The following is a 23490-nucleotide window of genomic DNA, read 5'->3' on the forward strand; positions in this document are numbered from 1 at the left end:
ATCACATGCAAAGGATCGAACTCAACCGCCGCGATTTCCTCAAGGGCTGCTGCGCGACCGCCGCAGTCGGCGCCGCCGGCCCGACCCTGCTGTTCGGCAAGCCCGCGCACGCCGCGCTCAATGGCTACGACACCATCGTGCATGTGTTCCTGCGCGGCGGCATCGACGGCCTGAACCTGGTGGTGCCGGTGTCGGGCAACGACCGCGGCTTCTATGAGGAAGCACGCCCGGAACTGAAGATCGCCACCAGCGGCGACTACGCGGCCTTGCCGCTGACGCTGGCCAACGGCAGCGCGACCGGCTTCGGCCTGCATCCGTCGGCCAGCGGCCTGCGCGACGTCTGGAGCGATGGCAGGCTCGCGATCGTGCATTGCTGCGGCATGGCGACCACGGTGACGCGCAGCCACTTCGACGCGCAGCTCTACCTGGATCTCGGGTCACCCGGGCATGCCGGCATCGGCAGCGGCTGGATGACGCGCGCCTGGAACACCCAGGGCGCCACCGGACCGATGGTGATGCCGGCACTGGCCGTCAACAGCCGCACACCGGCCAACCTGCTGGGCTCGACGCAGGCGCTGACGATGGGTAGCCCGAGCGACTTTTCACTCAACGCCGGCGCCTGGGCCTGGCAGCAGGCCCGCAGCGATTCGCCGGCCGGCTTCAAGGGACTCAACGAAACGCTGGCACGGCTGTGGACCGGTCATACCGGACTGGAGCGCAACGGCGCCGCCGCCGACGGTTCATTGCGTGTGGTCGCGCAACAGCCCTATTCGTCGACCCTGCCCACCGGCTGGCCGAGCACCGACTTCGCCCGGCAGCTGTGGACCGTGGCGCAGTCGATCCGCTTCAACCTGGGCGTGCGCTACGCCACCGTCGACCTTGGCGGCTGGGATACACACGACGGCCAGGGCTCGGCCGGCAGCGGTTACCACTACTACCAGAACAAGATCGCCGAGCTGTCGCAGGGGCTGGCCGCGCTGTACGCGAACCTCAAGGATGGCGGCGAGCTCGGACGCGTCACCATCGTCGTGCAATCGGAATTCGGGCGCCGCGTCCGCCAGAATGGCAGCGGCGGCACCGACCATGGCTACGGCAATCCGCTGCTGGTCATGGGCGGCGCGGTCAACGGTCGCAGGTTCTATGGCCAATGGGCCGGGCTGGATCCGGAGATTCTGTCGCCGTACTTCGGCGACGTCCCGGTGACCACCGACTTCCGCCAGGTGTTCTCGGAACTGTTGTCGGCGCGCATGGGCCACACGCGGCTGGCCGAGGTGTTCCCGAACTACGCGGCGCCGGCCGCGCTGGGCATCGTCGGCACCGCGGTGCAGGCGCAGATGGCCAGCGCCAGCCTCCCGCGTCCGGTGCAGCCGGTGTACGGATCGTCGCTGTCTTCGCTGCCGGCCAGCACGCCAGAGCGCACGCGCATCGGCATCCTGCCGCGCAAGCTCAGCCGGCCGCTGCTGCGGCTGCGGCTGCGGCTCTACAGGCTGATGCTGCAACGCCAGTAACCGCGCACCAGCACGCGAACCGCCAGGGCGCCGCGACGACGGCAAGCCGCAGGCGTGCTGCAGCAGTGCATGCGCGTGCATGGGCATGCATGGGCGCGCCTGATCGCGAGCACGCGCCCCGAGCCATCGCATGCACAGCGATGGACATTGCGACGGACGCGGCGACAGACACCGCGATCCGCGGATGAGACCGCCACAGGAAAAAGCGGCCCCCATCACGCAACAAGGCGGGCCAATGGCCCGCCTTGTCGAGATTCCAGCGTTGGACGCGCGGCTTATTCGGCCGCGATGCCCTCGCCTTCTTCAACGGCCTTGATCGACAGGCGGATACGGCCCTGCTTGTCGACTTCCAGCACCTTGACCTTGACCACGTCGCCTTCCTTGAGCTTGTCGCTGACCTTCTCGACGCGCTCGTTGGAGATCTGCGACACGTGGACCAGACCGTCCTTTCCGGGGGAGATCGTCACGAACGCACCGAAGTCCATGATCTTGGCGACCTTGCCTTCGTAGATGCGACCGGGCTCGACGTCGGAGGTGATCTGCTCGATACGCTCCTTCGCAGCGCGGCCGGCAGCAGCGTCCACCGAGGCGATGGTGATCGTGCCGTCGTCCTGGATGTCGATCTGGGTACCGGTTTCCTTGGTGATGGCCTGGATCACCGAACCGCCCTTGCCGATCACTTCACGGATCTTGTCGGGGTGGATCTTGATCGTGATCAGGCGCGGCGCGAACTCGCTGAGTTCGGCACGCGGTGCGGTCAGCGCCGCTTCCATTTCCTTGAGAATGTGCAGGCGGCCCTGCTTGGCCTGGGCCAGCGCGACCTTCATGATCTCTTCTGTGATGCCCTGGATCTTGATGTCCATCTGCAGCGCCGAAATACCGTTGGCGGTACCGGCCACCTTGAAGTCCATGTCGCCGAGGTGATCCTCGTCGCCCAGGATGTCGGACAGTACGACGAAGTCGTCGCCTTCCTTGACCAGGCCCATCGCGATGCCCGCGACCGGTGCCGAGATCGGCACGCCCGCATCCATCAGCGCCAGCGAGGAACCACAGACCGACGCCATCGACGACGAACCGTTGGACTCGGTGATTTCCGAGACGACGCGGATCGTGTACGGGAACGCTTCGATCGTCGGCATCACCGCCAGCACGCCACGCTTGGCGAGGCGGCCATGGCCGATTTCGCGGCGCTTCGGGCCCATCATGCGGCCGGCTTCACCCACCGAGTACGGGGGGAAGTTGTAATGGAACAGGAAGTGTTCCTTGTACTCGCCGGCAACAGCGTCGATGACCTGGCCATCGCGCGCGGTACCCAGCGTGACCGCGACGATCGCCTGGGTCTCGCCACGGGTGAACAGCGACGAGCCGTGGACGCGCGGCAGGATGCCGACCTTGGAGGCGATCGGACGTACGGTATCGAGCGCGCGACCGTCGATGCGGACCTTGGTCTTCAGGACCGAGTTGCGCATCGTCTGGTATTCCTGCTCGCTGAATTCCTTCGACAGCTCGCCGGTCGACCATGCATTGGCTTCGGCTTCCGGCGCCAGCGCGTTGAGGATCGCCTTCTTGACGGTGGAGATCGCGTCCTTGCGCTCGAGCTTGTCGCGCACCTGGAACGCGGAGGCCAGCTGCTCGCCGACCGCAGTGCGGATCGCGGCGATCAGGCCTTCATTGGCGGCCGGGGCCGACCATTCCCACTTCGGCTTGCCGGCTTCGGCAACCAGTTCGTTGATCGCGGCGATCGCCACCTGCTGCTGCTGGTGGCCGAACACCACCGCACCCAGCATGACGTCTTCCGACAGTTCCTTGGCTTCCGACTCGACCATCAGCACCGCAGCGGCGGTACCGGCGACGACCAGCTCCAGGTCCGAATCCTTGAGCTCGCTGACGGTGGGGTTCAGCAGGTACTGGCCGTTCTTGTAACCGACCTTGGCGGCACCGATCGGGCCGTCGAACGGCGCACCCGACAGCGACAGCGCGGCCGACGCACCGATCAGGGCGAGGATGTCGCCGTCGATGTCCGGATTCATCGACATCACGGTGGCGATGATCTGGACTTCGTTGCGGAAGCCATCGGGGAACAGCGGGCGGATCGGACGGTCGATCAGGCGCGAGATCAGCGTTTCCTTCTCGGTCTGACGGCCTTCACGCTTGAAGAAACCACCGGGGATACGGCCACCAGCATAGAACTTCTCCTGGTAGTCGACGGTCAGCGGGAAGAAATCCTGCCCTTCACGTGCGGTCTTGTTGGCGACCGCGCTGACCAGCAGCACCGTGCCCTCGCACGACACCATGACCGCGCCGCCCGCCTGGCGTGCGATCTCGCCGGTCTCGAGCGTGACTGTCTGATTGCCGTACTGGAAGCTCTTGGTAACTTTTGCCACGTTGGAATTCCTTGAATGACGCTTTCGATGAACCTGCCGGAACCCTTGCCCCGGCCGGGCGGCCACAGTGCTGCAGCCTGAAAAAAAACCGCGGCGCATCGCTGCGCCGCGGTCATGGTTCGATTTATCGGCGCAGACCGAGCTTTTCGATCAGGGCCTTGTAACGGTCTGCGTCCTTGCGGTGCAGGTAGTCGAGCAGGCTGCGACGACGGTTGACCATCATCAGCAGGCCACGCCGGCTGTGGTGATCCTTCTTGTGCGTCTTGAAATGCTCGGTCAGGTGCGCAATGCGCGCGCTGAGCAGGGCGACCTGGACTTCCGGTGAGCCGGTGTCGCCTTCGCCGCGCTTGTGTTCCTGGATGATCTGGCTGTTGTCGATGGACATGGAATGACCTTGTTGACTGATGCGGGACCCGCAGACACGTCGCAGCCCGACAAAGGCTTGCGCACCACTGGGTCCGCCGTGGACTGAAGGAAAAAACGAAACGTGTCCGTTGAAAAACGGACGCGGCATTGTACTCGGGCAAGCGCCGCAGGGACAAGGCGCAGGATCGGCCAGCCGGCCCCGCCACCCGGTCCGCCGGGGCCCGGTTATCCCAGGACCCGCGTTCAGGCGTTGCGTTTGGCGCCCTGGACGGCCCAGGCGAACAGCCGCTGCGGGCGTAGCACGCCGTCCTGGCCCACCTCGCCCAGGCCCAGCACACGGGCGCCGGGACCAAAAATGGCCACTTCCCCGCGCTGGCGGAAATGCGCGGCCACCAGTTGTCCGTGGCCCAGCCGGGTCGCCTGCGCGGCATCGAGCTCCAGTCTCGGCCAGGACAGCATCCCGGCCTCGATCGGCAGCAGGCAGGCCTCCAGCGCCTGCTCGCTACGGCGCGCCAGCGATTCCAGCTCCTCCAGGGTCCACATCCGCGGCTCCCTGAACGGATCGACCCAGAGCCTGCGCAACTCGGCGACATGGGCGCCGCAGCCCAGCGCCTCGCCGAGATCGCGGACCAGGCTGCGCACATAGGTGCCCGACCCGCATTCCACATGCAGACGCAGCAGCGGCTCGCCGCCATCGAGCAGGTCGGCGGCGGACTGCAACTCGAAACCGTGGACATCGACCGGCCGCGTCTCGACTTCGACCACCTCGCCACGACGGGCCTTGGCGTACAGCGGCTCGCCACCGCGCTTGAGCGCGGAATAGATCGGCGGACGCTGCTGGATGTGGCCGGTCAACGCCTGCAGCGCGGCATCGATCTCGGGCACGCGCAGCTCGGGTACCGGACGTTCGCGCAGCGACTGGCCGTCGGCGTCGTCGGTATCAGTGACCACGCCGAGGCGGGCCACGGTGTCGTAGGCCTTGCGTGCGCCGAGCAGGCCGCCAGCGATCTTGGTGGCCTCGCCGAAGCACACCGGCAACAGACCGGTCGCCAGCGGATCGAGGCTTCCGGTATGGCCGCCCTTCTCGGCACGGAACAGATGGCGCACGCGCTGCAGGGCCTGGTTCGAACTCAGGCCGCGCGGTTTGTCGAACAGCAGGATGCCGTCGAGCTTGCGGAAGATCGTGCGTGGCCTGCGGGTCATCGCGTCATCGTAGGGCGGGCTTCAGCCCGCCGTCGAGGCCAGGCCGCAACAGGGGGGCCGACAGTGCGGTCCCGCGCGCAACCGGGCCGGCGCGACCGCAGCAAGGGCGGCCTCGTGCACCTGGCGCACGGACTAGCGGTCTCCATCCTCGTCGGAGGGATCGCTCGGTGCCGGCGTCAGGTCGCGCAGCAGGTTGTCGATGCGCTCGCCGCGATCGACGGAATCGTCGTACTGGAAATGCAGCTCGGGCACATGGCGCAGCTTGACCGCACGCGCCAGCCGGAAGCGGATCTCATGCGCGATCGCCTTCAATCCCTTCAAAGCCTCGGCCGAACGCTCGCCCTGCAGCGCGGTGAAGAACACCTTGGCATGCGCCATGTCGCGGGTGACCTCGACATCGGAGACGCTGACCGAAGGCAAGCCATGCTCGGCCACGGCTTCGCGCACCAGGGTGCCCAGTTCACGGCGGAGCTGGGCGGAGACGCGGTCGGTGCGGTGGAAGGATTTCTGGGCCAAGGGACGGATTCGATCTTCAGGAATGGGGAATGACGCGAAAACACAAGGCCCGGGCAAACGATGCGCCGGGCGCACATGCATCCGGTCGCGGGCCTGGATCGTGCCGGGAACCCTGGAACGGTTCCCGCGACACGTGCCCGCGCCGTGACGCACCCCGGTTACAGGGTGCGCTGGACCTCGATGCGCTCGAAGCACTCGATCTGGTCGCCAGGCTGTACGTCGTTGTAGGCCTTGACGCCGATGCCGCACTCGGTGCCGTTGCGCACTTCGTCGACGTTTTCCTTGAAGCGGCGCAGCGATTCGAGCTCGCCTTCGAACACCACGGTGTTGTCGCGCAGCACGCGGATCGGCTTGTTGCGCTTGACCACACCCTCGACCACCATGCAGCCCGCGACCGCGCCGAACTTGGAGCTGCGGAACACATCGCGGACTTCGGCAGTACCGATGATCTCTTCGCGGATCTCGACGCCGAGGATGCCCGACGCGACCTGCTTCACCTGGTCGATCACGTCATAGATGATCGAGAAGTAACGCACGTCGAGCTTGTTGGCGTCGATGACCTTGCGCGCGGAGGCATCGGCACGGACGTTGAAGCCGATGATCGTGGCACCCGATGCCGCCGCCGAATTGGCGTCGGACTCGGTGATGCCGCCGACGCCGGCGATGATCGCGTTGATGCGGATCTGCTCGTTGGACAGGCCGGTCAGGGCCTGGCGCAGCGCCTCCACCGAACCCTGGACGTCGGCCTTGATGACAAGCTGCAGGCTCAACTGGGCCTCGCTCTTGCCCATCTGCGCCATGATGTCTTCCATGCGGTTGCCCGCCGCCAGCACCAGTCGCGACTCGCGACGCTTGCTGTCGCGCTGCGATGCCACGTCCTTGGCCAGGCGCTCGTCGGCGACGACGACGAAATCGTCGCCGGCATCTGGCACGCCGGACAGGCCGAGCACCTGCACCGGGATCGACGGACCGGCCGACGGAACCTGAGAACCGGTTTCGTCGAACAGCGCGCGGACGCGGCCGTACTGCACGCCGCAGACCAGATAGTCGCCCTTCGACAGCAGGCCCTGCTGGACCAGCACCGTCGCGACCGGGCCACGGCCCTTGTCGAGCGAGGACTCGATGACGGTACCGGTGGCATGGCCGTCGGCCACCGCCGTCAGTTCCAGCACTTCGGCCTGCAGCGAAATCGCATCCAGCAGGTCGTCGACGCCCTGGCCGGTCTTGGCCGACAGCTCGACCATCTGGGTCTCGCCACCGAAGTCCTCGGCGACGATCTCATGGGTCAGCAGTTCGTTCTTGATCCGCTCCGGGTCGGCATCGGACTTGTCGATCTTGTTGATCGCCACGATCAGCGGCACCTTGGCCGCCTTCGCATGCTGGATCGCCTCGATCGTCTGCGGCATCACACCATCGTCGGCCGCGACCACCAGCACCACCACGTCGGTCAACTTGGCGCCACGCGCACGCATCGACGTGAAGGCCGCATGGCCGGGGGTATCGAGGAAGCTGATGACGCCCTTGGCGGTTTCGACGTGGTACGCACCGATGTGCTGGGTGATGCCACCGGCTTCACCGGTCGCGACCTTGGTGCGGCGGATGTAGTCGAGCAGCGAGGTCTTGCCATGGTCGACGTGACCCATGATCGTGACCACCGGCGGACGCGAGACCTTGTCGCCCTGCGCGGATTCGACATGCGCCAGCAGTTCGGTTTCGGCATCGTTGCGATCGGCCCTGACGGCCACGTGCCCCAGTTCCTCAACCACCAGCACCGCGGTGTCGTGGTCGATGGTCTGGGTGATGGTCGCCATGACGCCCATCTTGAACATGGCCTTGACCACGTCGCCGCCCTTCAGCGCGAGCTTCTGCGCAAGGTCGGCCACGGTGATCGCTTCACCGATCTCCACTTCGCGCACGACCGGCGCGGTTGGACGCTCGAAGCCGTGCTGGCCGCCACCGCTGCGCGACTGCTCGATATGGCGGCGCGTGGGCTTGGGCTTGCCGCGTGCCGTGGTCCGGCGCGCGCGCTCGGAGGCGCTCAGGTGCAACTGGCCGGCGAAGCGTGCGGCGTTGTCGTCGTCCTCGACGCCCGCGACCATCACGTGCGAACCGCGGTTGCCCTTGTGCTTGGGACCGGCATTGCGGTCGTCGGCACGCGGCGCAGGCGGCTTCGGCGGATGGCCGTGGCCATGCTGCGAGGCCGGCTTGCGGACCGCGGCGGGCGCGTCGTCGGCAGCTGCCGGCGTCGCCGCGGCGGCGGCGACCGCCTGCTCGGCTTCGGCACGCAGGCGCGCGGCCTCGGCTTCTTCCTGGCGCTTGCGCTCGGCCACGGCCTCGGCACGTTGGCGATCTTCATCGGCCAGGCGCTGCTGTTCCGACAGGTTGCGCTGCTTGGATTCCTCCAGCTTGCGCAGGATGTCGGCGCGCTCGTCGTCGGGATCGATCATGCCGCTGTCCGAAGGCTTGACCAGGGTCACCTTCTTGCGGACAACGACATCGACCGTCGTCTTGTTCTTGCCGCCACCCACCGTCAGCTCCTGCTTGCGGCTGCGGTTGAGGGTGATCTTCTTGGGCGCGGCCGCTTCTTCGGCCGGCGCTTCGGTCTTGCCATGGGTACGGCGCAGGAACCCGAGAAGCTTCACCTTCTCGGTACTGGTGACGACCTGGTCCGGATTGCTGAAAGGCATGCCCGCTTCGGACAGCTGTTCCAGCAATTTCTCGACCGGCGTGTTCACCAGTGCGGCAAGCTTGCGAATGGTGGTTTGTTGCGTCATTCGGGATTCTTGTCCTTGAGCGCCGGCAGCTGCCGACGCGTGTATCGATCATTCTAGACCGCGGGCGGGCCCACGGCTTGAGTATCCGGCCGGTCCGGCCTGTTCAGCCTTCGCGTTCCAGACGGGCGATCTCCTCGGCGCGAGCCGCCAGGATCAGGGCCGCTGCGCGCGCCTCGTCCAGACCCTCGATGCCGAATTCGACCACTTCGTCCGCGCCGAGGTCCGACAGGTCCTCGCTGGTACGCACGCCATGCGAAGCGAGCGCGTACGCGGTTTCATCGTCCATGCCTTCCAGCGCCAGCAGGTCTTCGGACGGCGCGTTCTCGTCGACGCCCTCCTCGACCGCGAGCGCGTCGTTGAGCAACGAGTCGCGGGCGCGACCCCGCAGCTCCTCGACGATGTCCTCGTCGAAGCCTTCGACCGCGAGCAGTTCGCCCACCGGCACGTAGGCGATTTCCTCGACGGTGCTGAAGCCTTCGGCGACCAGGATGCCGGCGATTTCCTCGTCGACTTCGAGCTTTTCCTGGAACAGCGCGCGGGCGGCGTTCTGCTCGGCTTCCGACTTCGCGGTCACCTGGTCCTGGGTCATCACGTTGAGTTGCCAGCCCGACAGGCGGCTGGCCAGGCGCACGTTCTGCCCGCCCTTGCCGATCGCCTGCGCCAGTTTGTCTTCCGCGACCGCGAGATCCATCGAGTGCTTGTCTTCGTCGACGACGATCGACTGCACTTCCGCCGGCGCCATCGCGTTGATGACGAACTGCGCCGGATTGTCCGACCACAGCACGATGTCGACGCGCTCGCCGTTGAGTTCGTTGCTGACCGCCTGCACGCGCGAACCGCGCATGCCGATGCAGGCACCGATGGGATCGGTGCGGGTGTCGTAGGCCAGCACGGCGATCTTGGCGCGGTCGCCGGGATCGCGTGCGCAGGCCTTGATCTCGACCAGGCCCTGGCCGACTTCCGGCACTTCGAGCTTGAACAGCTCCATCATGAATTCAGGCGCGGCGCGACTGATGAACAGCTGCGGGCCGCGCTGCTCGCTGCGCACGTCGAACAGGTAACCGCGGATGCGGTCGCCGGCACGCACGACGTCGCGCGGGATCGCCTTGTCCTTGGGGATGTAGGCCTCGGCATTGCCGCCCAGGTCGACGTAGACGTTGCCGCGCTCGACACGCTTGACCACGCCGGTCACCAGCTCGCCGACGCGATCCTTCCAGGCATCCACGACCTGCGCACGCTCGGCCTCGCGCACGCGCTGCACGATGACCTGCTTGGCGGCCTGCGCGGCGATGCGACCGAAGTCGACGTTCTCGATCTGCTCTTCGATGTAATCACCGACGTCGACGCCTTCGACATCGTCGATGGCATCCATCAGGCGCACCTGGCGATCGGGCGACTCCATGACCACGTCGTCGGCCACCACTTCCCAGCGGCGGAACGTCTCGTAGCTGCCGTCCTTCGGATTGATCGTGACGCGCGTCAGCACGTCCTGGTCGTGGTAGCGCTTCTTGGCGGCAGTGGCCAGCGCTGCTTCCAGCGCCTCCAGGATCACCGTCTCCGGCACGCCCTTCTCGTTGGCCACCGCGTCCACGACCAGCAACAGTTCCTTGCTCATTCTCTCGTTACCTCAAATCCTGAAGTTTCTCGACTACGCCACATGCCGTGGCACGCCACCTCAACTGCACGACCGGTGTTGCCACCGCGACGTTCGCCCGCAGATGCCGCCAGCGGGCTGTATCTCTTCCGCGTCTTGCCGATGGACCGGCTTGCCGCAGACCTGGATCGTGCCGTTCGACGCCAGCCACTGCATCGAACCGCTTCAACCCTGTGAACCTGTGAACTTGCTTTACCCGGGACCGGGCTTGTCCGCCGCAGCCTTGGGCTTCCTGGCGCGGCCCTTGTCCTTGCCGGGCGCCAGTCCCAGCGCGACCCAATCGGGCACCAGACGCGCGCGGTCGATGTTGTCGCCGGCCACCTGCAGCGGCTGCCCGTCGACATCGAACGTGATCCGCCCATCCTCGACCGAGACGATCCGCCCCAGCAGGCGACGACGCCCATCCTGCGGCAGCTTCAGCCCGACCTTGGCCTGCTCGCCGATGAAGCGCTCGAAATGCGCCGGCGTGAACAACGGCCGGTCGATGCCCGGGGACGACACTTCCAGCGTGTAATTGCCGGAGATCGGATCCTCGACATCGAGCTGCGCCGAGACTTCACGGCTGACGCTCTCGCAATCCTCGATACCCACGGTGCGCCCTTCGGCGGCATCGGCGGGGATATCGATATAGATGCGCAGCACGGCACTGCCCGGTGCCGGCAGGTATTCCGTGCCCAGCAGTTCCAACCCCAGCGATTCGATCGTCGGGGCGAGCAATGCCGCGATTTGTGTGGCCTTGTCCGTCACTGAACGCCTATCTCTGAAAAAGTACGAACTGAAAAAGTACGCGCTGAAAAACAACAACCGGTAAAACACGAAACGCAAAAGAACCTGCACATGCCGACCGCGCAACACGATCACAACGAACGGCATCCAACCTCGACAACCCGGGCCCGTGAAAGCCCTTGCCCCGGAAGCACCGGGCCTGGAACCCTGAAGCCCAGAAACAACAAAGGGCCCATAGGGCCCCTTGTCCGATACCACTGGATGTCGGTGCCGAAGCGAAGCAGTTGCTTCGGCGAAAGCCCAGATTTTCCGCTCTGAACCCCTTCAATGAAGGGGGGCAAAACAACCGCGAAAAACATGGTAGCGGGGGCAGGATTTGAACCTGCGACCTTCGGGTTATGAGCCCGACGAGCTGCCAGACTGCTCCACCCCGCAGCAGAAGCGGAATTATGACGACCAACACCTTCGAATGCAAGCCCTGAGGTCGAGATCACGATGTTGATGTTGCCGGCACGCATGCGGATCGACCGCATCGCCTCGGCACTCGCCTGCAGGCCGATGTGCGCTTGTTTCCAGGCATCGACGGGCTTGCGCCAGCCGCTGGACACGCCATGGACACCTTCCCTCCAGACCCGCGCCGCGGCCCCGTGCGGGGCCGTCGGGCGCTGGCCATGACGGTGGGCAAGCAGGACGGCCGAAGCGAAGCAGTGGCTTCGGCTGGACTCCAGGTTGACCGCCCCCGCCCCGTCGTCTGGCGAGGGCGGATCGAGCTGCGGACGACCTGGTAGCGGGGGCAGGATTTGAACCTGCGACCTTCGGGTTATGAGCCCGACGAGCTGCCAGACTGCTCCACCCCGCAACGGAAACGAATGGTGTCAGTACGCGAACGCCTGCTGGCACCAGACCATGATCGGGCTCCAGAACAGACCCAGGCCCAGCAATGCCAGCGCATTGACCGCGAACACGACCTGCAACGGCCCGGTGCGCGACTGGATCGGCTCCGCCGACGGCGGATCGAAATACATGACCTTGATGACGCGCAGGTAATAGAACGCGCCGATGACCGCGAACACGATGCCGACGATCGCCAGCCACAGCAGTTCGCCTTCCAGCGCCGCCTGCAGCACGACGAGCTTGGCCCAGAAGCCCAGGAACGGCGGCACGCCGGCCATCGAGGCCATGATGCACAGCACCAGGCCGGCCATCCACGGGCTGCGGGCATTGAGTCCCTTGAAGTCCTCGATGCGATCGGCCTCGAAGCCCTTGCGCGACAGCATGACGATGGCGCCGAACGCCGCGGCCGACATCACCGCATAGCTGATCGCGTAGAACATCGCGGCGGCATAGCCGGTCGGACCGCCACCGGCGAGGCCGAGGAACAGGAAGCCGACATGCGAGACCGTCGAATAGGCCAGCATGCGCTTGAGGTTGGTCTGCGCGATCGCGAACAGGTTGCCGACCGCCAGCGACAAGGCCGCCAGCCCTGCCAGCAGCAGCTGCGTCTGCTCGTAGACCGGGCCCAGGCCGCCATCAAGCAGGCGCCAGGCCATGCCGAAGGCGGCGAGCTTGGGGGCCGAACCGATGAACAGTGTGATCGGCGTCGGCGCACCGTGGTAGGTATCGGGCAGCCACATGTGGAACGGCGCGGCGCCGAACTTGAACGCGACGCCAACCACCACGAAGACCAGACCGGTCAGCAGAAGTGTCCGCGCATCGCCATGGGCCGACGCAGCCGCATCGCTGATCGCCGCCAGGTCCAGGCTGCCGGTGGCGCCGTAGACCAGCGACATGCCGTACAGCAGCATGCCGGACGCCAGCGCGCCGAGCACGAAATACTTCATGGCCGCTTCCGAGGCCAGCGGGCTCTCGCGGTCGGTCGCCACCAGCGCGTACGAACACAGCGCCAGCAGTTCCAGGCCGACGTAGACCATCGTCAGGTTGCCGGCCGAGACCATCAGCATCATGCCCGCGGTCGCGAACAGGAACAGCACTGCGACCTCACCCTTGTAGAGCCCGCGCTCGCGCAGGTAGGGCCAGACGTAGCCCAGCGCGATCGCGCTGACGACCAGGATCACGAACTTCAGCACGTCGGCACCGGTGTCGCGGATGAACATGCCGGCCAGCACCGAGCCATGCCCACCGACGCCGAACCCGATCAGCGCGGCAGCGACCAGCAGGGTCGCGATCGCCAGCGCCTGGGTCAGCACGCGACGGCGTTCGGCGATGAACAGATCGAGCATCAACAGGCCGAACGCGCCCAGGATCACCACCAGTTCCGGCAGCAACGGGGCGATCTCGGCGAGCGAGCGGACGGGAGGAGTCATCGGACCGGAAATCATCAGCACATCATCCTCAGAGCTTGCTCGCGGCGAGGTGGGTCGCCAGTTGCGCGATGGACGGCTCCATCAAATCGGTCAGCGGCTTCGGCCAGACGCCGATCAGCAGCGTGCCCACGGCGAACACGCCCAGCACCAGCCACTCGCGGCCGTTGATGTCTTTGAGCTCGGCGACATGCGCATTGGCCACTTCGCCGAACATCACGCGCTTGACCAGCCACAGCGTGTACGCGGCGCCGATAATCAGCGTCAGCGCGGCGGTGAACGCGATCAACGGGTGCTGCTGGAACGCGGCCATGATGACCATGAACTCGCCGACGAAGCCCGACGTGCCCGGCAGGCCGGAGTTGGCCATCGCGAACAGCACCATGAACATCGTGAACCAGGGCATTACGTTGGCGACGCCGCCGTAGTCCTTGATCATGCGCGTGTGCATGCGGTCGTAGAGCACGCCGACGCAGGAGAACATCGCACCGGAAATGAAGCCGTGCGAGATCATCTGCACCATCGCGCCCTGCAGGCCCAGCCGCGCGGCATCGACATTGCCGACGTCGCGGATCAGCGCGAACGCGATGAAGGTGCCCAGGGTCACGAAGCCCATGTGCGACACCGACGAATACGCGATCAGCTTCTTCATGTCCTGCTGGACCAGCGCCACCAGGCCGACGTAGACGACCGCGATCAGGGACAACGCGATCACCAGCCAGGCCCATTCGTGGCCGGCGTCCGGCGTGATCGGCAGGCTGAAGCGCAAAAAGCCGTAGCCGCCGATCTTCAGCATGATCGCAGCCAGGATCACCGAACCGCCGGTCGGCGCCTCGACGTGCGCGTCCGGCAACCAGGTGTGGACCGGGAACATCGGCACCTTGACGGCGAACGCCGCCAGGAACGCGAAGAACAGCCACATCTGCTCTGTCGACGACAGCGGCAGCGCGTACAGGTCCGGCAACTGCCAGCTGCCCGACTGCAGGTACAGGTAGACCAGCCCGACCAGCATGAACACCGAGCCGAGGAAGGTGTAGAGGAAGAACTTGATCGACGCGTAGACGCGGCGCGGGCCGCCCCAGATACCGATGATGATGAACATCGGGATCAGCATGCCTTCGAAGAAAACATAGAACAGCAGCGCATCGACCGCCGAGAACACGCCGATCATCAGGCCTTCGAGCACCAGCATCGCGGCGTAGTACTGGTTCACGCGCTTGTCGATCGCGGTCCAGGCCCCGATCAGCACCAGTGCCGTGGTCAACGTGGTCAGGATGATCAGCGCGACCGAGATGCCGTCCGCACCCAGGTGGTACTGGATGTCGAAGGCCGGGATCCACTCGCGGCGTTCGATGAACTGCAGGCCGGTGGCGACGTAATCGAAACCGGTGAACAGCGGCAGGCTGACCAGGAACACGACCAGGGCGATCGCCAGCGACAGCCAGCGCGCGAGCTGCGGCCGGCCGTTGCCGAGCGCGAGCACGGCAGCGCCGCCGAAGATCGGCAGCCAGATCAAGATGCTGAGGAGGGGCAGATTCTGCACGTTGCGTATTCCGTCAGCGCCAGTACTTGATCAGAACGGCCAACAACACAATCAGGCCGAGGATCATCGCGAAGGCGTAGTGGTAGAGATATCCAGATTGCACGCGGCGCAGCACGCTGGCGAACAGGTCGACCAGGCGCGCACTGCCGTTGACGGCGACGCCATCGATGACCTTGGTGTCGATCTGGCTCGAGCCCTTGCCCAGCAGCACGCCGCCGCCGGCAAAACCCTTGATCCACAGATCGTCCATGCCGTACTTGTTCTCGAGAATGCGCACCGGCAGCGCGAACGTCTTGCGCGCACGCGTCGCCAGCTCGGGCTTCCACCAGTACATCACCGTGGCCAGCGCGAAGCCTGCCAGCACCAGCCAGAAGGCCGGGGCGATGAAGCCGTGCAGCGCGAACGCCGTCGGGCCGTGCCAGACCGCTTCCTTGACCGCGGCGACGCGGTCGTGGGACGACAGCACGTGGATCACGCCCTCGAAGAAACCGCTGCCCTCGTGGTGGCCGGTCCAGTCGGTGCCGAACAGCATCGGGCCGACGGTGAAGAAACCCACCGCGATCGACGGGATCGCCAGCAGCACCAGCGGCAGCGTCACCACCCACGGCGACTCGTGCGGCTCGTGCGCACCATGGTGGCCATGATCGTCGTGCGCATCGGTGTGGTGCGCGTCGGCATGGTGATGGCCTGCATCGTGGCCGTGGCCATGATCGTCATGCGCGTCGCGGAAGCGCTCCTTGCCGAAGTACGTCATGTACAGCAGGCGGAAGCTGTAGAACGAGGTCACGAACGCACCCAGCAGCACCGACCAGTAGGCGTACTGGAAGACCCAGCCACCACCCTCGCTGGCGTGCTTAGCCGCCTCGATGATCGTGTCCTTGGAATAGAAGCCGCTGAAGAACGGCGTGCCGACCAGGGCCAGGGTGCCGATGACGCTGGTCCAGAACGTGATCGGCATGTACTTGCGCAGGCCGCCCATCTTGCGCATGTCCTGCTCGTGGTGCATGCCGATGATCACCGAGCCGGCGGCGAGGAACAGCAGGGCCTTGAAGAACGCATGCGTCATCAGGTGGAACACCGCCGCCGAGTACGCCGACACGCCCAACGCGACGGTCATGTAGCCCAGCTGCGACAAGGTGGAATAGGCGACGACGCGCTTGATGTCGTTCTGCACGATGCCCATCAGGCCGGTGAAGAACGCCGTGGTCGCACCGATGAACAGGATGAACTGCAGCGCGGTTTCCGACAGCTCGAACAGCGGCGACATGCGCGCCACCATGAAGATGCCCGCGGTGACCATCGTCGCGGCATGAATCAGCGCCGAGATCGGCGTCGGGCCTTCCATCGAGTCCGGCAGCCAGACATGCAGCGGGACCTGGGCGGACTTGCCCATCGCGCCGATGAACAGGCAGATGCAGATCACCGTCGCCACCGACCACTCGTGGCCGGCAAGGATCTGCACGACCTGGCCGCCACCGATGGTGTCGTCCGCGGCCGCGAACACCGTCGCGTAGTCCAGCGAGCCGAACCAGTACAGCACGCCGGCGATGCCGAGCAGGAAACCGAAGTCGCCGACGCGGTTGACCAGGAACGCCTTCATGTTGGCGAACACGGCGCTGGGGCGCTTGAACCAGAAGCCGATCAGCAGGTACGACACCAGGCCCACCGCTTCCCAGCCGAAGAACAGCTGCAGGAAGTTGTTGCCCATCACCAGCATCAGCATGCTGAAGGTGAACAGGCTGATGTAGCTGAAGAAGCGCTGGTAATCGGGATCCTCGGCCATGTAGCCGATCGTGTAGACGTGCACTAGCAGCGACACGAAGGTCACCACGACCATCATCATCGCGGTCAGGTTGTCGATCAGGAAACCGACATGCGCCGAATACGCGCCGACCTCGAAGAACGTGTAGACGTTCTGGTTGTAGGTCGCCGCACCCTGCAGCAGTTGCCACAGTACGTAGATCGACAGCGCGCAGCTGACCGCGACGCCAAGGATGGTCGCGGTGTGGGCGCCCACGCGGCCGATCTTGCGACCGAACAGGCCGGCCAGGATGCTGCCCAGCAGCGGCGCCAGCACGATCGCCAGCAGCACGGGGGTGGACAGGACGGGTTCCATACCAGGCATCGTGCTCAACCCTTCAGCGTGTCGATTTCGGCGACGTTGATCGTGCGCCTGTTGCGGAACAGCGTGACCAGGATCGCCAGGCCGATGGCGGCCTCGGCAGCGGCCACGGTCAGGATGAAGAACACGAAGATCTGCCCGGCGGCGTCACCGAACTCGCGCGAGAACGCGACGAAGTTGATGTTGACCGCCAGCAGCATCAGCTCGATCGACATCAGCAGGATGATGACGTTCTTGCGGTTCAGGAAGATGCCGGCAACGCTGATGCAGAACAGCATCGCGCCCAGTGCGAGGTAATGGCCCAGCGCAAGGCCCTGCGTGAATTCGCCCAATTGCCCGCCCATTACTTGACCTCCCCTGCTGCCGGCGCATCCGGTCCATCGCCCGCGGGCGTCGGCAGCGCGTCGACGCGGACATCGGCCGTCATCTTGACGACGCGGACGCGGTCCTCGGCACGCACGCGCGACTGCTCGCCCGGGTTCTGGTGCTTGGTGCCCGGACGCTTGCGCAGCGTCAGCGTGACGGCGGCGATCACCGCCACGGTCAGGATCAGTGCCGCCACTTCGAACGGCAGCAGGAAGTCGGTGAACAGGCGGCGTGCGATCCAGACCGTGTTGGAGACGCCCTCGGCCTCGGACGGGTCGACGCCGAACGGCGTGGCCCGCGCCTTGATGCCGATCAGCGTCAGCATCTCGACCAGCATCACCACCGCCACCAGCAGGCCGACCGGCAGGTAGCGCACGTAGCCCTCGCGCATCGGTGCGACGTCGATGTCGAGCATCATCACCACGAACAGGAACAGCACCATGACCGCGCCGACGTAGACCAGGATCAGCGCGACCCCGAGGAACTCGGCGCCGGCCAGGATCCAGGTGCAGGCCACGGTGAAGAACGTCAGCACCAGGAACAGCGCCGCGTGGACCGGGTTGCGGACGCTGATCACGGCAACCGCCGAGATCACGGTGACCGTGGCGAAGGTGAAGAATGCGAGCAGTGCGAAATCCATGGCTTACCTGTACGCGGAGTCGGCGGCGCGACGTTCGGCGATCTCGGCTTCAAGCCGGTCGCCAAGCGCCAGCAGCTTCGGCTTGGTGAGGATGTTCTCGCCACGGTTCTCGAAGTGGTACTCGTGGATGTGGGTCTCGACGATCGAGTCCACCGGGCACGATTCCTCGCAGAAGCCGCAGAAGATGCACTTGAACAGATCGATGTCGTAGCGCGTGGTGCGGCGGGTGCCGTCCTCGCGCTGCTCGGAGTCGATGGTGATCGCCAGCGCCGGGCAGACCGCTTCGCAGAGCTTGCAGGCAATGCAGCGCTCTTCGCCGTTGGGATAGCGGCGCAGCGCATGCAGGCCGCGGAAGCGTGCCGATTGCGGGATCTTCTCCATCGGGTACATGACGGTGTAGTTCGGCCGGAACAGGTACTTCAGCGTCAGCCACATGCCGCCCAGCAGCTCCAGCAGCAGCAGGCTCTTGAACCACTCCGCGATGTGTGAAAGCCGGAACTTGCCCATCACTGCCCTGCCTCGAACACGCCAAAGTACGCCATCAGTGCGGTCACCACGATCCAGCCGATGCTGAGCGGGATGAAGACCTTCCAGCCCAGCCGCATGATCTGGTCATAGCGGTAACGCGGGAACGAGGCGCGGAACCAGATGAAGCAGCTGGCGAAGAAGAACACCTTCGCAAACAGCCACCACCAGCCGTCGACCGCCAGCCATTCGAGCACCGGCACGCCCGCGAACCAGCCCTGGAACGGCGACAGCCAGCCGCCCAGGAAGAAAATCGCGGTCAGGAAGCTGACCAGGATCATGTTGGCGTACTCGGCCAGGAAGAACAGCGCGAACGCCGAGCCCGAGTACTCCACCATGTGGCCGGCGACGATTTCCGACTCGCCCTCGACGACGTCGAACGGCGAGCGGTTGGTCTCGGCGACGCCGGAGATGAAGTAGATGACGAACAGCGGCAGCATCGGCAGCCAGAACCATTCGAACATGCCGGCATTGCCGGACTGCGCCATCACGATCTCGCTGAGGTTCAGGCTGCCGGCGCCGACCATCACGCCGACCAGCGCGAAGCCCATCGCGATTTCGTAGCTGACCACCTGCGCAGCCGAGCGCATCGCGCCGAGGAACGCGTACTTCGAGTTCGAGGCCCAGCCGGCCAGGATGATGCCGTAGACGCCCAGCGAGGTCATCGCCAGCAGGTACAGGAGGCCTGCGTTGGCGTTGGACAGCACGAGCTGCGCGTCGAAGGGCACCACCGCCCATGCCGCGAACGCGGGGGCAAGCGTGATCAGCGGCGCCAGCAGATACAGCGAACGCTGCGCACTGGAGGGCTGGATCACTTCCTTGAACAGCAGCTTGAAGACGTCGGCGAAGGCCTGCAGCACGCCCCAGCCGACGTACATCGGCCCATGGCGCACGTGCATCCAGCCGATCAGCTTGCGCTCCCAGACCACGTAGAACGCCACGGCCACGATGACCGGCACGGCGATGACCAGGATCTTCAGCACGATCCACAGCACCACGCCGATCCAGCCCAGCGACAGGATCAGCTCGTGCACCGGCTGCAGCACGCCGGCCAGCAGGCTTGCGGTATTGGTGCTCGTCGTCGTACTCATGCTGCCCTCACCTGCACGCGGCCGGCGCCGAGCGCCGCGGTCGCGCCATATCCCGACTCGATCCAGGCCGCGCCGACCGCGACACGGTCGCTGATCGCGACCTGCAGCGTCGCGGTGCCGACGGCATTGGCGACCTTGGCCATGGCCCCGGCCTCCAGTCCAGCCGCGCCGGCATCGTCAGGGTGCAGCGTGATCAGAGGACCGGTCGTCAGCGGGTGTGACTGCAGCGCAGCCGCGCGGCGGGTCACGCCGTCGACGCGGTAGATCGCCTGCGACAGCGCGACTTCGAGGCCACTGTCCGCCGAGCCGGTGTCCAGCGCCTGCAGTCGCGCGACATTGCGCACGATGCGGTCCTGGGTCGCCAGGCTTGCACGCAGGCCCACGAGATCGTTGAATTCAAAACCGGGCACGCCGAGCTCGCCGCCCAGCGCACGCAGCACGCGCCAACCGGCACGCGCGTCGCCCGGCAGCTTGCCGCCCGCGACGCTGCGCTGGTCGCGACCTTCCAGGTTGGTCAGCGTGGCATCGATCTCCGGCAACGCACCGATCGGCAGGATCACGTCGGCCACGCTGCGCGTCGAACGGCAGGCGAACTGGCTGAACGCGACGACCTGTGCACCCGACAGGGCCTTCAGGGCCAGCGACTGGTCGGCGAAATCCAGGCCCGGCTCGATACCGTAGATCACGTAGGCGCTGCGCGGCTGCGACAGCATCGACGCGGCGTCGCGCGCGGTCGGCAGCACGCCGGCCTGCGACAGGCCGAGCGCGTTCGCGCCCTGCGGGATGCGGCACAGGCGGGCGCCGTGACGGCTGGCGAAGGCGGTGGCCGCAGCGCGGACCGCCGACGCATGCGCGCCGTTCTCGGCCACGGCGCCGACCAGGACCACCGCATGCGCGGCATCCTTGACGGCCGCGGTCAGCAGCTCGCTGCCCAGCGCATCGGCGATCGCCGACGGCGGCACGATGGCCTTGGAGGCGATCTCGAACGCGAACTCGAAATCGACCGGGTTGATGATGTGCACCTTGGCGCCGCGCTTCCACGCCTTGCGCACGCGCTGGTGCAGCAGCGGCACTTCATGGCGCAGCTGGCTGCCGACGATGACGATGACGTCGGCCTGTTCGATCTCCGCGACCGGCGCGGCGAATGCCTCGGCGACCGCGCCATCGGACAGGTCGCGCTGGCTGATGCGGTGATCGAGGTTGCCGCTGCCCAGGGCGTCGGCCAGGCGGGCCAGCAACGCGCCCTCCTCGTTCGACGTCGCCGGATGCACCAGCAGGCCGAGCTCATCGGCCGGATTGTCGCGCAGGATCTTCGCGGCCTTGGCCAGCGCGTCTTCCCACGTGGTTTCCTGCCAGTCGCCATCGTCGCCATTGCTGGCCACACGGACCAGCGGATGCGTGGCGCGATCCTGGGCGTACAGGCCCTGGTGCGAGTAACGGTCGCGATCCGACAGCCAGCACTCGTTGACGGCTTCGTTGTCGCGCGGGACCGCACGCATCACTTCGCCGCGACGCAGGTGCAGGAACAGGTTGCTGCCGAGCGCGTCGTGCCAGCCCAGCGATTCGCGCGCGATCAGTTCCCACGGACGCGCACGGAAGCGGAACACCTTGTTGGTCAGCGCGCCGACCGGGCAGACGTCGATGACATTGCCCGACAGTTCGGTCGTCAGCGGCTTGCCGTCGTACGTGCCGATCTGCAGGTTCTCGCCACGCTGCATGCCGCCCAGTTCATAGGTACCGGCGATCTCGGCGGTGAAGCGCACGCAGCGCGTGCACTGGATGCAGCGGGTCATCTCGGTGGCGACCAGCGGCCCCATGTCCTCGTCGGCGATGACGCGCTTGCGCTCGCTGAAGCGGCTGACCGAGCGGCCATAGCCCAACGACAGGTCCTGCAGTTCGCACTCGCCGCCCTGATCGCAGATCGGACAGTCGAGCGGATGGTTGATCAGCAGGAACTCCATCACGTTGCGCTGCGACTTCAGCGCCTTCTCGTTGCGCGTGAAGACCTTCAGCCCGTCCATGACCGGCGTGGCGCAGGCCGGCGACGGCTTCGGCGCGGAACGGCCGCCGACTTCGGTGTCGACCAGGCACATGCGGCAGTTGGCGGCGATCGACAGCTTGTCGTGGTAGCAGAAGCGCGGGATCGGGATGCCGGCCTTGTCGGCGGCATGGATGATCATCGAGCCCTTGGGCGCGGCCATCTCGACGCCGTCGATGAAGACGGTGACGTGGTCGGGCGGGAGATTCGGATTTACAGGCTGCGCGCTCATGCGGCGACACTCTTCGTCATGGCGACAACGCCCCTCGAGTCGAGGGGCTGGACATGTTCGCGCAACGCGCGAATGTGTCCGGGGAGCTGGAGACGTGCTGCGCTCATGCTGCAACCACCTCCAGGTTGGACCGCACGACGGTGCCGTCGCGTTCGTCGTCGACCAGGAAACGCTTGTTGACGATCGCGTATTCGAACTCGTGCCAGTAGTGGCGCAGGAAGCCCTGCACCGGCCACGCGGCGGCCTCGCCGAATGCGCAGATCGTATGGCCCTCGATCTGGCCGGCGGCGGCGCGCAGCATCTGCAGGTCGTCGAGCGTCGCCTTCTTCTCGGCGATGCGCGTCAGCATGCGGTACATCCAGCCGGTGCCTTCGCGACACGGCGTGCACTGGCCGCAGCTTTCCTTGAAATAGAAGCGCGCGATGCGCTGGCAGGCGCGCACCATGCAGGTGGTGTTGTCCATGACGATGACCGCGCCCGACCCCAGGCCCGAACCGGCCTTCTGGATGGCGTCGTAATCCATCGTCAACTGCATCATCGTCTCGCCCGGCAGCACCGGCATCGACGAACCGCCGGGGATCACCGCCTTGATGGTGCGTCCCTCGCGCATGCCGCCGCACAGCTCCAGCAGCTCCGAGAATGGTGTACCCAGGCGGATCTCATGGTTGCCCGGACGCGCGACGTGGCCCGAGACCGAGAAGATCTTGCAGCCACCGTTGTTGGGCTTGCCCAGGTTCATGAACCACTCGGCGCCGTTGCGGACGATCGCCGGCACCGACGCGTAGGTCTCGGTGTTGTTGATCGTGGTCGGCTTGCCGTAGAGGCCGAAGTTGGCCGGGAACGGCGGCTTGAAACGCGGCTGCCCCTTCTTGCCTTCCAGCGACTCCATCAGCGCGGTTTCTTCGCCGCAGATGTAGGCGCCCGCACCCAGTGCGTTGTAGAGGTCGATGTCCACGCCGGTGCCGAGCAGGTTCTTGCCCAGCCAGCCGTGCTTGTAGGCCTCGGCGGTGGCTTCTTCCAGGTGCTCGAACGGCTCGTGGTGGAACTCGCCGCGCAGGTAGTTGTAGCCCACGGTCGAGCCGGTGGCGTAGCAGGCGATCGCCATGCCCTCGATGACCGCATGCGGGTTGTAGCGCAGGATGTCGCGATCCTTGGCGGTACCGGGCTCGGATTCGTCGGAGTTGCAGAGGATGTACTTCTGCATGTCGCCCTTGGGCATGAAGCTCCACTTCAACCCGGTCGGGAAGCCGGCGCCACCGCGTCCGCGCAGGCCCGACTGCTTGACCATCTCGACCACGTCGGCCGGCGCGATCTTCTCTTCCAAGATGCGGCGCAGCGCGCTGTAGCCACCGGTCTTGAGATAGTTCTCGTACGACCAGGGCTTGTCGAAATGCAGCGTCGTGTAGACGGCCTGGTGTTCCTTCGGCGCGGGGCCGACGGGGCCGTAGCCTTCGGAGACGTGGGAGTGATGATGGGCCATG

General features: G+C 66.0%; 16 protein-coding genes, 2 tRNA genes and 1 pseudogene. 1 reads left to right on the forward strand and 18 read right to left on the reverse strand.

Going from position 1 to position 23490, the window contains the following annotated elements; genetic code table 11:
* Positions 1 to 5 precede the first annotated feature (5 nt).
* On the forward strand, positions 6 to 1508 hold the full coding sequence (locus ACYX7E_RS10630) for a DUF1501 domain-containing protein (RefSeq protein ID WP_462080548.1): 1503 nt from the start codon (positions 6 to 8) through the stop codon (positions 1506 to 1508).
* 275 nt (positions 1509 to 1783) lie between these two features.
* Here ACYX7E_RS10630 and pnp read toward each other — a convergent pair whose 3' ends face one another.
* The 18 genes and pseudogenes from pnp to nuoF form a co-directional block, all read right to left on the reverse strand.
* Positions 1784 to 3892, reverse strand: coding sequence for a polyribonucleotide nucleotidyltransferase (gene pnp / locus ACYX7E_RS10635; protein WP_462080549.1), 2109 nt, complete (start codon positions 3890 to 3892; stop codon positions 1784 to 1786).
* A 124-nt stretch (positions 3893 to 4016) separates the two neighbouring features.
* Positions 4017 to 4277, reverse strand: a complete 261-nt coding sequence (gene rpsO, locus ACYX7E_RS10640) for a 30S ribosomal protein S15 (RefSeq protein WP_462080550.1) — start codon at positions 4275 to 4277, stop codon at positions 4017 to 4019.
* A 224-nt stretch (positions 4278 to 4501) separates the two neighbouring features.
* On the reverse strand, positions 4502 to 5461 hold the full coding sequence (gene truB / locus ACYX7E_RS10645; protein WP_462080551.1) for a tRNA pseudouridine(55) synthase TruB: 960 nt from the start codon (positions 5459 to 5461) through the stop codon (positions 4502 to 4504).
* Between the two features lie 132 nt (positions 5462 to 5593).
* The gene (rbfA, locus tag ACYX7E_RS10650) at positions 5594 to 5977 is read right to left on the reverse strand and encodes a 30S ribosome-binding factor RbfA (RefSeq protein WP_462080552.1); all 384 of its coding nucleotides are present in this window, start codon (positions 5975 to 5977) and stop codon (positions 5594 to 5596) included.
* Between the two features lie 158 nt (positions 5978 to 6135).
* Positions 6136 to 8139: pseudogene (gene infB, locus ACYX7E_RS10655) on the reverse strand (translation initiation factor IF-2); the annotation flags it as partial.
* Positions 8140 to 8854: 715 nt separating this feature from the next.
* Entirely contained in the window at positions 8855 to 10366 is a 1512-nt protein-coding gene (nusA, locus tag ACYX7E_RS10660) for a transcription termination factor NusA (RefSeq protein WP_462080553.1), read from the reverse strand.
* 231 nt (positions 10367 to 10597) lie between these two features.
* Complete coding sequence (gene rimP, locus ACYX7E_RS10665) at positions 10598 to 11152, reverse strand: ribosome maturation factor RimP (RefSeq protein ID WP_462080554.1); 555 nt, start codon at positions 11150 to 11152, stop codon at positions 10598 to 10600.
* Positions 11153 to 11489: 337 nt separating this feature from the next.
* A tRNA-Met gene (locus ACYX7E_RS10670) sits at positions 11490 to 11566 on the reverse strand.
* Between the two features lie 347 nt (positions 11567 to 11913).
* Positions 11914 to 11990 (reverse strand) — tRNA-Met (locus ACYX7E_RS10675).
* A gap of 16 nt (positions 11991 to 12006) precedes the next feature.
* Positions 12007 to 13470: an NADH-quinone oxidoreductase subunit NuoN gene (nuoN, locus tag ACYX7E_RS10680; protein ID WP_462080555.1), complete on the reverse strand. Its 1464-nt coding sequence runs from the start codon at positions 13468 to 13470 to the stop codon at positions 12007 to 12009.
* Positions 13471 to 13483: 13 nt separating this feature from the next.
* Positions 13484 to 14995 (reverse strand): NADH-quinone oxidoreductase subunit M, encoded by a 1512-nt coding sequence (locus ACYX7E_RS10685; RefSeq protein ID WP_462080556.1) that lies wholly within the window; start codon positions 14993 to 14995, stop codon positions 13484 to 13486.
* A gap of 13 nt (positions 14996 to 15008) precedes the next feature.
* A complete protein-coding gene (gene nuoL, locus ACYX7E_RS10690; protein ID WP_462080557.1) occupies positions 15009 to 17111 on the reverse strand; it encodes an NADH-quinone oxidoreductase subunit L in 2103 nt (700 codons plus the stop codon).
* A gap of 14 nt (positions 17112 to 17125) precedes the next feature.
* Positions 17126 to 17461 (reverse strand): NADH-quinone oxidoreductase subunit NuoK, encoded by a 336-nt coding sequence (gene nuoK / locus ACYX7E_RS10695; RefSeq protein WP_462080558.1) that lies wholly within the window; start codon positions 17459 to 17461, stop codon positions 17126 to 17128.
* Entirely contained in the window at positions 17461 to 18123 is a 663-nt protein-coding gene (locus ACYX7E_RS10700; protein ID WP_462080559.1) for an NADH-quinone oxidoreductase subunit J, read from the reverse strand. The genes nuoK and ACYX7E_RS10700 overlap by 1 nt, the downstream gene beginning before the upstream one ends.
* 3 nt (positions 18124 to 18126) lie before the next feature.
* On the reverse strand, positions 18127 to 18630 hold the full coding sequence (gene nuoI / locus ACYX7E_RS10705; protein WP_462080560.1) for an NADH-quinone oxidoreductase subunit NuoI: 504 nt from the start codon (positions 18628 to 18630) through the stop codon (positions 18127 to 18129).
* Positions 18630 to 19739 carry an NADH-quinone oxidoreductase subunit NuoH gene (nuoH, locus tag ACYX7E_RS10710; protein ID WP_462080561.1) on the reverse strand — a complete coding sequence of 370 codons (1110 nt, stop codon included), beginning with the start codon at positions 19737 to 19739 and terminating at the stop codon, positions 18630 to 18632. Before nuoH ends, nuoI begins: the two co-directional genes overlap by 1 nt.
* Entirely contained in the window at positions 19736 to 22009 is a 2274-nt protein-coding gene (gene nuoG / locus ACYX7E_RS10715) for an NADH-quinone oxidoreductase subunit NuoG (RefSeq protein ID WP_462080562.1), read from the reverse strand. Before nuoG ends, nuoH begins: the two co-directional genes overlap by 4 nt.
* A 103-nt stretch (positions 22010 to 22112) precedes the next feature.
* The gene (gene nuoF, locus ACYX7E_RS10720) at positions 22113 to 23489 is read right to left on the reverse strand and encodes an NADH-quinone oxidoreductase subunit NuoF (protein ID WP_462080563.1); all 1377 of its coding nucleotides are present in this window, start codon (positions 23487 to 23489) and stop codon (positions 22113 to 22115) included.
* Between the last annotated feature and the right edge of the window lies 1 nt (position 23490).

The sequence above is a fragment of the Luteimonas sp. RIT-PG2_3 genome (genome assembly GCF_054902115.1).